Annotated in this window: 15 protein-coding genes; 8 read left to right on the top strand and 7 right to left on the bottom strand. The window is 41.8% G+C overall.

Going from position 1 to position 14354, the window contains the following annotated elements:
• The 3 genes from B155_RS0111350 to B155_RS0111340 form a co-directional block, all read right to left on the bottom strand.
• The coding region (locus tag B155_RS0111350) for a hypothetical protein (protein WP_157464853.1) at positions 1–292 on the bottom strand (292 nt) is incomplete at its 3' end.
• Between the two features lie 95 nt (positions 293–387).
• On the bottom strand, positions 388–645 hold the full coding sequence (locus tag B155_RS0111345) for a hypothetical protein (RefSeq protein WP_157464852.1): 258 nt from the start codon (positions 643–645) through the stop codon (positions 388–390).
• 135 nt (positions 646–780) lie between these two features.
• Positions 781–999 carry a hypothetical protein gene (locus B155_RS0111340; protein ID WP_018128386.1) on the bottom strand — a complete coding sequence of 73 codons (219 nt, stop codon included), beginning with the start codon at positions 997–999 and terminating at the stop codon, positions 781–783.
• A gap of 229 nt (positions 1000–1228) precedes the next feature.
• Between B155_RS0111340 and B155_RS0111335 the strand changes: the two genes are divergently transcribed.
• Positions 1229–2191 carry an integron integrase gene (locus tag B155_RS0111335; RefSeq protein WP_018128385.1) on the top strand — a complete coding sequence of 321 codons (963 nt, stop codon included), beginning with the start codon at positions 1229–1231 and terminating at the stop codon, positions 2189–2191.
• Between the two features lie 1227 nt (positions 2192–3418).
• Positions 3419–3811, top strand: coding sequence for a response regulator (locus B155_RS0111330; protein ID WP_018128384.1), 393 nt, complete (start codon positions 3419–3421; stop codon positions 3809–3811).
• A gap of 24 nt (positions 3812–3835) precedes the next feature.
• Here the strand turns inward: B155_RS0111330 and B155_RS0111325 are convergent, their stop codons facing one another.
• Genes B155_RS0111325 through B155_RS0111315 form a run of 3 tightly spaced genes read right to left on the bottom strand, consistent with a single transcriptional unit; the run spans position 3836 to position 7029 of the window.
• Positions 3836–4831: a YhdH/YhfP family quinone oxidoreductase gene (locus B155_RS0111325; RefSeq protein ID WP_018128383.1), complete on the bottom strand. Its 996-nt coding sequence runs from the start codon at positions 4829–4831 to the stop codon at positions 3836–3838.
• A 3-nt stretch (positions 4832–4834) separates the two neighbouring features.
• Complete coding sequence (locus B155_RS0111320; protein ID WP_018128382.1) at positions 4835–6214, bottom strand: aldehyde dehydrogenase; 1380 nt, start codon at positions 6212–6214, stop codon at positions 4835–4837.
• Positions 6211–7029 (bottom strand): SDR family oxidoreductase, encoded by an 819-nt coding sequence (locus tag B155_RS0111315; protein WP_018128381.1) that lies wholly within the window; start codon positions 7027–7029, stop codon positions 6211–6213. Before B155_RS0111315 ends, B155_RS0111320 begins: the two co-directional genes overlap by 4 nt.
• A 107-nt stretch (positions 7030–7136) precedes the next feature.
• On the opposite strand from B155_RS0111315, the gene B155_RS0111310 reads away from it, so the two are divergent.
• The 4 genes from B155_RS0111310 to B155_RS0111295 all read left to right on the top strand — a co-directional run bounded on the left by B155_RS0111310 (position 7137) and on the right by B155_RS0111295 (position 11740).
• Positions 7137–8792: a M28 family peptidase gene (locus B155_RS0111310; RefSeq protein WP_018128380.1), complete on the top strand. Its 1656-nt coding sequence runs from the start codon at positions 7137–7139 to the stop codon at positions 8790–8792.
• Between the two features lie 36 nt (positions 8793–8828).
• The gene (locus B155_RS0111305) at positions 8829–9989 is read left to right on the top strand and encodes a DUF2911 domain-containing protein (RefSeq protein WP_157464851.1); all 1161 of its coding nucleotides are present in this window, start codon (positions 8829–8831) and stop codon (positions 9987–9989) included.
• Between the two features lie 158 nt (positions 9990–10147).
• A complete protein-coding gene (locus B155_RS0111300) occupies positions 10148–10798 on the top strand; it encodes a DsbA family oxidoreductase (RefSeq protein WP_018128378.1) in 651 nt (216 codons plus the stop codon).
• A gap of 90 nt (positions 10799–10888) precedes the next feature.
• Positions 10889–11740 carry a GIY-YIG nuclease family protein gene (locus B155_RS0111295; RefSeq protein WP_018128377.1) on the top strand — a complete coding sequence of 284 codons (852 nt, stop codon included), beginning with the start codon at positions 10889–10891 and terminating at the stop codon, positions 11738–11740.
• A gap of 59 nt (positions 11741–11799) precedes the next feature.
• On the opposite strand, the gene B155_RS0111290 is transcribed toward B155_RS0111295, so the two are convergent.
• A complete protein-coding gene (locus B155_RS0111290; RefSeq protein WP_018128376.1) occupies positions 11800–12705 on the bottom strand; it encodes a DUF6263 family protein in 906 nt (301 codons plus the stop codon).
• A gap of 178 nt (positions 12706–12883) precedes the next feature.
• On the opposite strand from B155_RS0111290, the gene B155_RS0111285 reads away from it, so the two are divergent.
• Together B155_RS0111285 and B155_RS0111280 are read left to right on the top strand one after the other, a co-directional pair.
• Positions 12884–13489: an RNA polymerase sigma factor gene (locus B155_RS0111285; RefSeq protein WP_071594822.1), complete on the top strand. Its 606-nt coding sequence runs from the start codon at positions 12884–12886 to the stop codon at positions 13487–13489.
• Positions 13446–14318 carry a hypothetical protein gene (locus B155_RS0111280; protein WP_169331300.1) on the top strand — a complete coding sequence of 291 codons (873 nt, stop codon included), beginning with the start codon at positions 13446–13448 and terminating at the stop codon, positions 14316–14318. Before B155_RS0111285 ends, B155_RS0111280 begins: the two co-directional genes overlap by 44 nt.
• Positions 14319–14354 lie beyond the last annotated feature (36 nt).

Raw genomic sequence — 14354 nt, 5'->3', positions numbered from 1 at the left:
CTTTATCGTCAGTTTCAATAAAAAAGGTTCTACCACCATTTTCTTGTAACTTTTCTCCTGATTCTAATTGACGAATTTTTTCTAAATAAATCATTGGTGAATCTTCAGGTTTATTAAGAAGCCCTGTTCTTAAATCTTTTTCTACTTTTACTTTAGCAACTGCATTTAGCTCAGCTTCTTCATAATCTTTCGCCTCAACCCAAATGGTGGTAAAGAAACCACACTTTTTTTCCTTATCAACAAAATCGAGTAAGAAGTTTTCACCTCTAAGCATGACCTGATATTTATTCATAGATCAAGGTTGTATAACGACCCCGCGTTTAAGCGGCGAGTCTGGTTTAATTTATTAAAGTCCCGACCACAGTCCGAGTCCGCTTGAAACGCTTGTTATGTGGCTGATTTGTTTTGATTAGTAGAAAATTTTTGTTGAAGGAGTTTATCTAATTTTTTGAAAACTAAAAATGTGACTAAAAAGAAAATGAATAGATTAAAAAATTGAACCAAAAATTCATTCCCGTCAAATAGCAGAAGAAGAGCGAAGTTTAAATATGTGACGATTAATAAAAATACAGCAAGACCACCAACTAAAGCTGCTCCAATCAACGATGCTATTTTTAGCCAAATTTTCATCAGTTTTAAAGCCACATAACGACCCAGCGCATAATGGGCGCTGCGGATTGGTTTAACCAGAAGTAGCAGAAATAATTACTTAACTGCAAGAGCAGAAGGAAGGATTCGGGCAGCGTCCCATTGATGCGCTTGTTATGCTACTGAGTGTGTTTACTGAAAGAAACCAACAACAAAATAAAGGCCAGAAATCAATAAAAAAGCACCAAAAATATAACCACGCTCTAAACCTACAAAACTGTGATCACTAGTTGGACTAGCTTTTTTTGATTCTCTAAAACCGGAATTGTGTTTTCGCCAGTTCATATAGGTTTTTAAAATAATAGCTACCCCGATAATTGTGGCAATTAAACCAAGTATGAGTTTTAGCATTTATTTTTAGTTAAGTAGCATAACATAATATTATCGACACGGTGCGTATTTGGGTTTTGCACGAATACATCCAAAATACCTTTCTAATATCACTTAAATAAGTTTGTTTGGATGTATTCAGAACTAAAACAAAAACACAAATGCACGAATAAATCCAAAAACTTTGTAAGGATTAACTCACTCACCGTACTTACTAAGGTACTAATTTAATCATTTAAACCAAGTACTAATGAGTAAGTCTATTCTATTAAATAAGGTGCGCCAAGAAATTCGACGCCGTAACTATAGCTATAGAACAGAACAAAGTTACATTTCATGGATCGTCCGTTTTATTCGTTTTCATGGTACACGCCACCCCAATGATCTTTCTAACAAAAACGTTGAAGAATTTTTAAACTATTTAGCAAATCAAAAGAATGTAGCCTCTTCTACCCAAAATCAGGCGCTTTCCGCTTTGGTTTTTTTATATAAACAGGTTTTAAAGCATTCAGAATTATTATTAGATGAGCTGACAAGAGCTAAACCCGCATTAACTTTACCTGTAGTTCTTTCTACTTCAGAAGTAAGAGCAGTATTACAACACATTACTCAATCCCACCAATTGATCTGTAATATATTATATGGTTCTGGCTTACGTATATCAGAGTGCTTAAGATTACGTGTTCAAGATATCGACTTTGACTACAATCAGATTTGGGTAAGATCAGGTAAAGGAAATAGAGATCGCGTCACTCTACTTCCACAAATTTGTGTGTCAGGTTTAAAGAAACAAATACAAAAAGTGACGCTATTACATCAATTAGATTTAAAAAATGGCATGGGAAAAACCTTACTCCCTTATGCCTTAGAGCAAAAATACCCTGGGGAAAGTGGTCAACTAAGATGGCAATATGTATTCCCATCAAAAAGTTTAGCAAAAGACCCAAGGTCAAAAAAGTTACACCGTTACCATATTTCAGCCTCAATCATAAACAGACAGATTAAAAAAGCAGCAGAAAAAGCAGGTTTAAATAAAAAAGTTTCTGCACATACATTTCGACATTCATTTGCTACACATTTACTACAAAGTGGATACGATATCCGCACAGTTCAAGAGCTTTTAGGCCACAAAAATTTAAAAACAACGATGATATATACTCATGTAATGAATAAAGGAGGCAGCTATATAAAAAGCCCAGTAGATGGTCTTTGATATAGCACTTACTCTCGAAGCGACACAGTTTATTACATGATTCCACCTAAAATTAATGGGTCATCCTGCTCCGCCGACAGGTGGAGAAGGATCTTGCGGGATAATAGCACGAGGTTGACAATCTATTTAATGCTGTGAACAACAATCCCATGACCCTTGGTATAAATCACTTCAGCGGATAAAATTCTCAAACTCCTATCCCCTAAGATCCTTCGCTCCGCTTAGGATGACGATGTTGGTGGGTGTTTGGGTAGGGGTGCCTCGCTATTAGTGAAGCTGGAGCTTCTAGAAGGCATTTCCAACGAGGACGTTGGGAACGAGGGCAATCGGTTGCGAAGGGTCTCAAACCCTGAACTAGCTTTGGGCAGTGCGTTCATTTGAGATCCTTCGTGTTAGCACCCTTCAACCTCATCACATCCTTTCCTACTCAGGATTGTAGATGACAGCTATTTTGTTTGGTCAGATTTATAAGTTAAGTAGCTGCGTTGTTTTCGATCTCTAGACTTCTCGTGTTCACTCGAAGTGACAAAACAGGTGGTTTCTATTTCTTTGTCATATCGACCGAAGGGAGATATCTAAAGATGTAGGTATGTGCCCGTGAAATAACTAAACACCTCCAACTATCTCCGGCGTTGGAATTGAGCAGGAGTCGCCGAACTGTTCCAACATACCTCGCAAAGGAAAGAATAACCTAAGATTCCCTGTCTGACGAACCATCGGTATCCATTTATATCAACGCTGAATCCAGTATCCGATGGGAGGAGTTTGGAATCTTATTGACTTTTTGGGCACTGGCGCCTGTCCCGTTGCAGAACGGGAGGCCAAGCCAAAAGTGTCATCACTTTAAGGCATATATAAATATCACTTATTCTTTCTCTTCGCTCCAAAGGTCTCCTTTCTCGCAACAATAGCCAATTTAAGATCCTGTCCGCCAGCTGGCGTTCCGCTGTTCAGGATGACGTCTTGGTTGGGGAGATGGGTAAATGAATGAAATTACCTCGCTATTAGCGAAGCTGGAGCTACTGATGTTTAGCTTGTAACCCCCATTGATTAGTATGAAGATATGATTTCGCACCCATTTTCTGCCCCGCCTATCCTCTTGTTTTTAAATGCTTCAAAAAAAGTGAACGAAAAGTTTTAAAAAAAGATTAAGAAATTTTAATATTCGACCGATAACCTCAGAGACCTCTGGAAGGGCGGAGTGATTAACCATTAATTTTTTGAATTATGAAAACGGTAGTTTTATTAGAAGACGATATGCTACTCTCGGTTGTGGAAGAGCGCATGTTAACAAGTCTGGGTTATAAAGTGCTTGGTACTGCAATTAGCGGTGAAGACGGCTTAAAGAAAATCGAAGAACTTAAACCCGATGTGGTAGTGAGCGACCAAAACCTGATGCGTGATATGAACGGATTGGATGTTGTGGCTCACATGAGGCGTAAAAACATCAATACTCCTGTATTATTATTATCTGGGTACAGCAGTGTTGACCTTGTGGAAGACTCGGAGGGGCTTGATAACTTAGAAATATTATGCAAGCCCATTAATCTAGAGCAACTACGCATTGCAATGAGCGAGGCCTCGAGAGTAGCGGATGAATTAACGACTTATGCAGCCTAAGGGCGCTCGTTAATGTAGCTATTCTTAAAACTCGTGTTTTAACACTACGCGTCCTATTTGCTTACCATTCAGGATGCGGTCTATTTCGTCAGGCATTTGCTCTAAGGAAACGAGACGTACAGCCTTGTTCGGGAAACCCGATGCGGATTCGGCAATTCGATCCCATAAAGTAAGTCGCAATGGCATTTTTGTGATGCCCGAATCGATGCCTAACAAACTCAACCCTCGTAAGATGAATGGATACACATTCGAGTGTAGTTCATGTCCTAAGATGTTCCCACAACAGGCAATAGCCCCATCAGGCATCATTTGAGGAATTAGCGCTTCCAACATCTTCCCTCCAACCGTTTCAATAGCTCCGGCATAAAGACCCGTGTTCAACAGTTTTTGTTTTTCGGGATATACTTCGTCTCTGTGAATCACTTTATGCGCCCCTAACTGTTTCAGTAAGTCAGATTGTTCTAGCTTTCCAGTAGCGGCAATCACCTCAAATCCTTTTTGAGCTAAGAAATAAACCGCCATACTTCCTACACCTCCCGTTGCTCCCGTTACAAGTACAGGTCCACTGTTGGGCGTAACTAGTTCTCGTTCTAAACGGAGTACACCGTAAGCGGCTGTGTAACCCGCAGTTCCCACCACCATAGCTTGTTCTAGGTTCAACGGCTCAGGTAAAGGCACTACCCATGAAGCGGGTACTCGAATGTATTCCCCAAAACCACCAAAGGTGTTCATTCCTAAGTCGTAGCCGGTAACAAGTACTTGGTCTCCTTGTTGGAAGTTTCCTGAAGAGTCTTCCATCACCACGCCCGAGGCGTCGATGCCAGGGATGAAGGGGTATGAACGAGTCACTCCTTTATTCCCAGAAGCAGAAAGACCGTCTTTGTAATTCAGGGATGAGTAATGGACTTGGATGAGCACCTCATGGTTGGGCAACTGCTCCAAAGGGATGTCTTGGATGCTCTGTTTATAGCTTTGATCGTCATTTTCTTGAACCCAAAGGGCACGAAAGGTCTGAGACATATCTTATTTCAATATTTTTTTTACGATTCCAAGTTTACCATCATAGGGTGCGTAACGCAGGGGCACATCGGGCCAAAAAGGTTTCTTCATCACGCTTTTTTGGTGAGAGAAAGTATCAAAACTCGCTTTGCCATGGTAGGACCCAAAGCCACTCGCACCTACTCCACCAAAGCTAAGGTGATGGTTGCCCATCTGCGTGATGGTGTCGTTAATGGCTCCGCCTCCAAATGAAATGCGCTCTAAGATAGCGTCTTCAAAAGACTGTGTATTCGAGAACAGGTATAGAGCCAAAGGACGTGGATGGCGATGTATGATTTCTACGCATTCTTCTAAGGTATTGAATTCAAGTACAGGAAGAATAGGCCCAAAAATCTCCTCCTGCATCACGGGGTCGTCTTTAGTCACGTCATCAATTACAGTAGGGGCAATATAAAGAGTTTCGGCATTGGTCTGCCCACCAGCAACCGTGGTTCCAGCATCTAGAAGGTTGCTCAAGCGTTCAAAGTGTGCTTGGTTGATGATGCGCGGATAGTCTTCACTTTCTTCAGGATTAGCACCATAAAGCTGCTCAATGCTATCCTTGAGGTATCCAAGAAACTCCTTTTTTATAGAAGGTTGAATCAGCAGGTAATCGGGGGCCACGCAGGTTTGCCCGGCATTGATGAATTTCCCCCAAGCAATGCGCTTCGCAGAGATTTCGAGGTTAGCCGTTTCATCCACGATGCACGGACTTTTCCCACCTAGTTCAAGTGTTAGTGGGGTGATGCGCTCTGCGGCCGTACGCATAATAGACTTACCCACACGGTTACTTCCAGTAAAAAAGATGTAGTCGAAATCGAGTTCAACTAGTGCCTTGGAGGTCTCGGCAGCTCCCAAAACTACACGGATATATTCTTCTTGGAAGTACTTTGAAAATAGGGAAGCCAATAACTCAGAGGTATGTGGTGTGAGTTCAGAAGGTTTTAAAATGATGGTGTTACCCGCGGCTAAGGCACCTACCAAGGGTTGCAGGCTGAGTAGCAATGGATAGTTCCAAGGGGCAATGATAAGGGCACAGCCATAGGGTTCCGTAATGATGAAATTCTTGGAAGGAAAGTTCACGATGGGCGAAGGCACCGATTTCGGTTTCGCCCACTGATCCAAGTTCTTAATGGCATAGCCTATATCATTAAAAATTAGGCCTAGCTCTGTGGCATAAGTTTCAAAAGCCGGTTTTTTAAAGTCTTTGTGAACCGCTTCAATTAAGTCCGATTCGTGATCTTGAAGTAACTCCCGCAGTAAGCGCAGTTGACGAATGCGAAAGGCTACACTTTTGGTTTCTCCAGTGCTGAAGTACGTTTTTTGTTTGGCTAGATAATCGGGTAATTGATCGATCGCTGTCATGAATGGTTACGCCCTTTGAAGTTGTCCATAGAGGAATACACCTTGAATATCTTGCCCGCGATGAAGTCGAAGGCACGTTGGGGGAGTAGCCCTCGAAAAATCAGCGATGTCTTAACCATGAACGGTGCCTTCAGTTGAATTTTATCCTTCTCTATAGCGTCTAAAATCTTAACAGAAATTTTCTCTGGGTCTAACAACGGTACAAATAAAGGAGGAGTTACGCCCTCAAACATACCGGTATTGATGTAGCTGGGCATCACCGTTAAAACTTTGATGCGTGGATGTGTTTTTTCCAATTCAATGCGAAGTGAATCAGACCAGCCTACCGCCGCCCATTTACTTGCGGCATAAACCGTCATGCCAGGATTGGGAGTGAGTCCAGCGGCAGAGGCAATGTTAACAATATGGCCAGAATTTCGATCTTGCATATCGGGAAGGAAGGTATGGGTGACATACATCAGTGCTAATGCATTTACTTCCATCGTTTTGTTGATATCGGCAATAGTATGTTTGGCGAAGGCTTTCCCCACAATCACTCCAGCGTTATTGATGAGGATGTCGACGTGAATGTGGCTATTTAGCAGTTCTGAATGGGCTTGTTCAATTTGATCGATACTGCGAACATCCACCACTTGGGTAGTAACTTCGTAGCCCGCATTCAGTAGCTCATCGCCTGTGGCTTGAAGCGCTTCTTGGTCGATGTCCCACATCACAAGGCGCTTAGCACCACGCTTTAGGGATAGTTTACCCATAAGGAGCCCAATTCCGCTAGCGGCACCTGTAATTAGTACTGTTCGTCCAGAAAAGTTTGACATAATAGCTTGAATTGGTAAAAAGAATAAAGAATGTAGCTTTAAATTCTCAAATCTGTTGATTTCTGTTTATAATCGGACTCTACAAAGAATAAAAAACCTGAGGACGAATGAAAAAGCTTTTTGCACTTACTTTAATAGGTACTGTTTTTATTTCATGCACATCTACGAATAAAGATGAGGTGGCGAAATCCATCACTAAAGAGAGTTTAAAGGAACATATTGAGGTTCTGGCCTCCGACGATTACATGGGCCGTGCCACCGGAACCGAAGGCGAGCAAATGACGGTGGATTATTTGGTGGAGCAATTTAAAGCCATGGGCGCCACTTCGGGCGTTGAAGATGGCAGCTATGTACAGGCTTTCCCACTGTTAGGCCAAAAAACAATGAACCACACAATGAGTGTGCGTCGTGTTTCAAACAACCGCCAGTTGAGTGATTTCACCTTCTTTGAGGATTTTGTAGCATGGCCCGCCAACCAAAGCGAAGGCGTTGACATTCAAAATGCTGAGTTGGTATATGTTGGATACGGTATCCAAGCACCCGAAGAAAATTGGGATGATTTCAAAGGCATGGATGTGAAGGGAAAAATTATTGTGATCAAGAATAATGACCCTGAATATGATCCGAATCTATTTGGAGGCAATGCACGATTGTTCTACGGTCGTTACACCTACAAGTATGAAAAGGCGAAAGAAATGGGGGCCCTTGGAGCCATTATCATTCACACCACTCCAACGGCAGGCTATGGTTGGAATGTAGTTTCCAATGGATGGAGCCGTGAGCGTTTTTATGTGAAGGGTGATGAAGGTGCAGATATGGGCGCTACTGAAATGAATGGCTGGTTGACTTACGAGGCGAGTGAAGCACTATTTAATCACGCGGGTTTAAATGTTGACGATATGCTTGAGGCTGCGGATAGTCCAGATTTCGAACCTGTACCTCTTGCGAATGTGCGCCTTTCAGTGAAGGTAGATGCTGAATACCGAGATATCAGCGCGAAGAATGTAATTGCCAAAATTGAAGGTTCAGATGCTGAATTGAAGGATGAGTATTTAGTGCTTACTGCACACCACGATCATTTAGGAATCACAAACCCTATTGATGGTGATGATATTAATAACGGCGCATCCGATAATGCTGCGGGCGTGAGTGCTGTGCTGAACTTGATGAAGGCTTACAAAAGCGTGCAAGGTGATTTAAAGCGAAGTGTTCTTGCTGTGGTTGTAGGAGCTGAGGAAGTAGGACTTTTGGGTTCTCAGTATTGGGGGCAAAATCCTACCGTTCATCCCGGTAAAGTAACGGGGAATATTAACCTCGACGGAATGAATGTATATGGAGAAACCTCCGATTTAGTGATTGTGGGTTATGGCCGAAATAGCCTTGCTGATTTAGTGGTAGAAGTAGCTGAAGAAAGAGGACGCACGGTTAAACCTGATGCGAATCCTGAACAAGGTATCTTCTATCGTTCTGATCACTTTAATATGGCTAAGGTGGGAATTCCAGCCATCTTCCCAAATCCGGGAGAAGAGTTTGTGAATAAGTCAGAGGGATATGCAGAGACTGTAGATAGCGTGTCGGCTGCGAATTATCATTCAGTAAATGATGAGATAAATGAATATTGGGATCTAAGTGGTGCCGCAAAAGACACTCAGTTGTTTTTTGAAGTGGGTTATAGAGCACTAAACTCAGATCAACTACAGAAATGGAAAGCGGGGGATGAGTTTGAGGCAACACGTCTCAAGATGTTAGACGAGATCAAATAAAGATATAATTCAATCAATGATGGAGGTTGTATGAGAATGAAATCAATATTAGGCGTGCTTTCTGTAAGCATGCTTGCTATCGCCTGTGGACCCGTTGAGGCGCCCAATAATGAGGCCGGGTTTATAACGCTGTTAGGGAATGATACCCTTGCGGTTGAGAAGTTTGAAAAAATAGGGAATCGTGTTTCGGCACAAGTAGTACTAAGAAGTCCACGAACCCGATTAAGCTCCTATGAGCTGATCTTGGATGACACAGGTGGGATCGACACATACACCGTTCGTAATCATCCCCTTGAAGAAGGCTTTAATGGTAGTTCTGAAATCAGTAGGTCCTATGCTCGAGAGGGAGACAGCTTAATTACCAAAGTATTAACGAACGATGGTACCTATCGCGATTTGATGACGCCGTATGAACCAGGGATTCTTCCTTTTATAGATATGGTGCATTGGCCTTTCGAGCTGGCATTCAACTATGCCGCGGAAGTGGATGCCGATAGCATCAATCAACGTTTAATTACAGGCTCTAGAGCTTCAACTTTTGTGATTGCGAAAATAGCTTCTGATTCTATGACTATCCGCCATCCTTCGCGTGGAGTTATGGGCGTAGATGTGAATGCAGAGGGCGACATCATGGAGCTTGATGCAGGTTTAACTACCCGTAAACTGGTGGTTAGCCGAACAGATGAAGTTGACATAGATGCGGTTGCAAAACGTTTTGCCGAAGCGGATAAAAACGGTAGCCCGTTTGGAGCCTTATCCGGAGCTGTAACAGAGACATTTACGGTAGGCCATGCTGAGTTTGAAGTATCCTACGGTTCACCAAAACGTCGTGGACGTGATTTGTTTGGAGGCATTGTACCATTTGGGCAACGCTGGAGAACAGGAGCGAACCGAGCTACACATTTTAAAACTTCAAAAGATTTAAAAATCGGTTCATTAACGGTTCCTGCGGCTGAATATACTCTATTCACTATTCCAGAAGCCGATGGAGGTACTTTAATCATCAATAAGCAAACGGGGCAGAACGGAAGAACCTATGACGAGTCCCGTGACTTAGGCCGTGTACCCATGACGGTGATGACGAAAAGTGATAACACCGAAGACTTCACCATTACGGTAGAAGAAGGACCAAATGGGGGTCGATTAAACCTAATTTGGGGTGAAACGGTGTACTATGTAGACTTTACCGTTCAGTGATAAGTCAGAATAGATCTTAAAATTGAAAGCCTCGTTTTATAAGCGAGGCTTTTTTTGTTCACTAATGTCTATAGCTAGCATAGAATATTACACTCTGACCTTGGTTGTGCATACTGCTATCTTCAGAATGAATTTTAGCATTAAATCCCCATACGTATATGAACATCAAGATTTGGTCCGATATCGCCTGCCCATTTTGTTACATCGGTAAGAAACATTTAGAAATCGCCGCTGAAAAAGTGTCGAAAGACTTACAAATGGATGTGGAATGGATGAGTTTTCAACTAGACCCGAATGCAGCCGAAAGTACGGATAAGTCCATTTATGAATTGTTAGCCCAGAAGTATGGCCATGATTTGGAATGGGCTCATAACATGAACGACAACATGGTTCAGATGGGTGAGAAAGTGGGCCTAGAGTTTGATATGGATGCACTTCAGCCAACCAATACCCTTAAAGCGCATTTGCTATTACACGAAGCTAAAGGTCTAGGGAAACAGACAGAGCTCAAGGATCTTTTATTTGAAGCATATTTTGTGAAGGGACAGAACATCAGTGAGGAAGCCATACTGATTTCCTTAGCTGAAGAAGTTGGTATTGATACAGACAGAGCCAAAGAAGTGGTGGAGGGGAAAGTGCATGCCCAGGAAGTGCAAGATGACATCCTACTAGCACAGCGCTATGGAATTCAAGGCGTACCGTTTTTTATCATCAATGATAAATATGCGCTATCTGGGGCTCAGCCCGTGGAAGCATTTGAACAAGCACTAACGAAAGTACTGGAAGAACAACAAGAAGCATCCGTCTAAAAAGGATTCTTTAATAAAGAATTTTAGGTTTAGTGTACACATCTCTTATTTTTGCAGCATAGCAATCTGTTAGCAAAATAAATTAGAACGGTGACTCTAGACCTTTTCCAGCCAATAGCGGAAACTCAGAAAGAGCGTGTTAATAACGCGATGAAAGAGATTCCTCCTCACGATCCCGGCGTGTACACCATGTACAATGCCCGCGACGAGGTGTTGTACATTGGCAAAGCAAAGGATTTATATAAACGAGTTACTTCCTACCGGTATTCGAAGTCCAAAAAAGTACAAAGTTTGGTAGCTCAAGTAGCTCGTATTGGCTATGAGGTTTGTAAAACGGAAACCGATGCCGTTCTACTTGAAAATCTATTGATTCGCTCTTTACGCCCACCTTACAATCACGCGAATAAGAAAACAGAGACCTACTACTACATCTCATCGGGACGAAAGGGCTATAAGCGTGAGTTCAGGTTGTCGATGCGAGTGCTAGACGATTACTCCAATGTGTATGGATGTTTTAAAGGGCATGGTCGTGTTCGAAAAGGTTTGGGTGCTTTACTCAGGTTCTTATACTTGGCCGATGCAAAGATCAAAAGTCCTTATTACTTACCGGCTCAACTGTTGAACCGGTTAACACCTATGCGCTTCAGCGTGGCAATGAAAGAGGGCCAATGGATGTTGGTGCATCAGCTGCTTTCGGGTTCATCAGGACTTCTTATCCATGATTTTGAGCGATTAGCAGAGTCTATGGATTTCACAGATAAGTTCTCGAGAAGCTACTTTATGAACGAGCTAGAGCAGTTGAAGATCTTCTTTGCACTAGGGCCAGAACGCAATCATCAGTTAAAGAAAGAGCTTAATCTTGATTCCGATTTAATTCGACAAGAACATCTAGATGATTTATATGCTGTTTCAAGTTCTGGCGTATTTACAGAGCGTATATAAAAAAAGCGAGCTGAATGAGCTCGCTTTGAATATCTAAATAAAGTGAAGGCTGGATTCGATTAGTTAATCGTACCACTTACCGTTACTTCACCTGAAATCTCCATTGGGATTTCCATCTCTTGTGGCGAAGTCATCATCATAGCACCAGAAATCATTTGATCCATAGTAGATGATAACACTAAGCCTGTAGCACGATCAACCGTAAGAGTACCAGACTGAATACCGCTAAGATCTGGAGTCATAGTAGCGCCACCCATATTCATTTCTTCACCTTCAGTAAATACTTCTGAAGAAACATTAATAGTGATCGTTTCAGCGTTCAAAGCTGCAACTTCATACGAAGTGAGGATTTTCATCGGAAGCGGTGCCTGAATAGATTCGTCTTCACTCCAAGTGTCGCCAATAGAAACAGCGTTTGCTGGGAATTTCATAATCGACTGCTGAACTTGAGCTAAAGCACTTTCATCGTTGTACTGGCTAGACAGCTGAGCTTTAAGAGCTTGAAGTTGTGCTTGGTCGGTGATTTCCATCTTGGTAGCCATGTTATCAAGCATAGCGTCGATGCCTTGGATGTTGGATACTTCACCCTTTTCAGTAAGTGTGAATGTAAAGCCCTCGCCAATTACAGCATCAAAAGATTTGGTCATTGGGTTAGGTGAAGAAGACGGCTTTTCAGAATCATAATCTACTTGAGCCATTGGCTGGTAAATACGCATGCTTGTGTAAGTAAGCTTAACTTCATACGAACCATCGTTCACCGATAATACGGTCATGTTAACGCCAGCACCTTGAAGATTGCTAATTTCTTGAGTTTGACCCATGATTGTTTGGGAAATCTTTTGGTTCATTTCCGATTTGGTATCGTAAGAAGTCCCCTCTTTAAGATCATATTTTAAAGATACTTGAGTGAATGCAGTTACTGATGTGAAAACGATCAATAGAGCAAGAGAGAAAAGTTTTTTCATATAAATAGTGCTTAGTAAGAATTTTGAAAAAACAACCTAGTGAATATTAGGTTTAAGAGAAAATAAAATTAGATTAAGAGTTCGAGTGACTATAGGTAAAAAATCCTGCGACTTTTTGATGATCAACGGTGTCTTATGGGTGTGTGCACACTCAAACATGAATTCTTAAGTAGGTTCTGTGACGAAATCTGAATTTATTCAATTACTAACGCCTCATTATAACGATGCCGTGAACTATTGCGGCGCATTATGCATGGGGTCGGATAAAGCTGAAGCCGAAGATGTGATTCAACAAGCCTTGTTAAAGGCCTACGAAAAAAGCGACACTCTTCGGGATCCCGCTCGTTTTAGAAGTTGGTTATTTCAGATCATAACGCGCTGTTTTTATGACAGCGTTCGAGCTCCATTTTGGAAGCGTTTTGTTTCTTTTGACCCAGCCGAAGCTGATGCTAAGTTTGTGGTATATGAAGAGGATACCTTTTCCAATAATACCCAACTTCTAACAGCACTATCTCAACTATCAGAAAAAGAGCGATCAGCTATTTTACTGTTCGAGATTGGAGGTTTCTCTATCAAAGAGATAAAGGAGATGCAAAACGAAAGCAGCGAAAGCGCTATTAAATCAAGGTTGAGCCGAACACGAACCAAGCTAAAAGAAATCATGGTAGCTATGGACGAAGCAACCCCTAGCAGTAGAATTGCTGAGTCTAACCCTAAATTAGAAACGAGTGATTTATACCATGAGACTTCTAAAGTTATACACGAAATCAAATCTATTGGATGATATTATGAGCCTTTCCAATCCATTTAATGAACTCAAGAGTGTAGACCACTCTCGTTCACTTCATAACTTAAGTCAGTGGTTAGATCATAAATCCAAAACACCGAGAAAGATGAGACCATTATATAAAGTTGCCGCAAGCATTCTTATTACAGGGCTAGTACTTGTTGCCTGTTCCATACCTGTGGAGCAAGAACAAGAAATCGGCTATATGATTAAAGGCGTTACTACAGAATTTAGTCCTAAAATGAAGCAGGGCCTTGAAGCCGCTGAATTGGATATGAACTCAGAGGTGCACCTGAATGTAACGGTAACGGAAGACACAGAGGGGAATACCGTACGAAATGCCGAACTTGTAATGCTATTGCCAGAAGCCGATCGTGCCGCTGCAGAAGCAAAAATGGCATCACTCCAAAAACACCTTAGCTTTCAGAAGTTAGAACTGTTGCCCATTGAAGAGGAAGTAGAACTGCCATTATATGAGGCAGCTTTATCTAAGTTTAATCTACATAAGGGCAATAAGGTTTCGGATGAAGTGATGGTTGCCAAGATCAACGAGATGCTTCAAAAGAACAGTAATATTACCGGCAAAGCTGAAATTATTCATACCGAAGACGGAAAAAAGCAAGTTGAGATTCGGGTAGAGAACTTTTCGGGAGATAAATCTACTTTAGACTTTCTCAATCCCGATGCCATTCAAGAAATACGAGTGCATAAATCAAAAGGAAAGAATACGGTAGATATTCAGCTCAAAGAAAATGAAGAAATAGAAGTAGAGCGCGAAGATGGCAATGCTCATATTAAAATTCGAAAGATCAAAAAAGACCAATAAGCGATTAAAAAGTATGAAAGCGGCTACATGGCCGCT

The organism is Balneola vulgaris DSM 17893 (assembly GCF_000375465.1).
Taxonomy (GTDB): Bacteria; Bacteroidota; Rhodothermia; order Balneolales; family Balneolaceae; genus Balneola; species Balneola vulgaris.
Note: the sequence above shows the minus strand (reverse complement) of the source record. Positions and strands in the feature narration are given on the sequence as shown.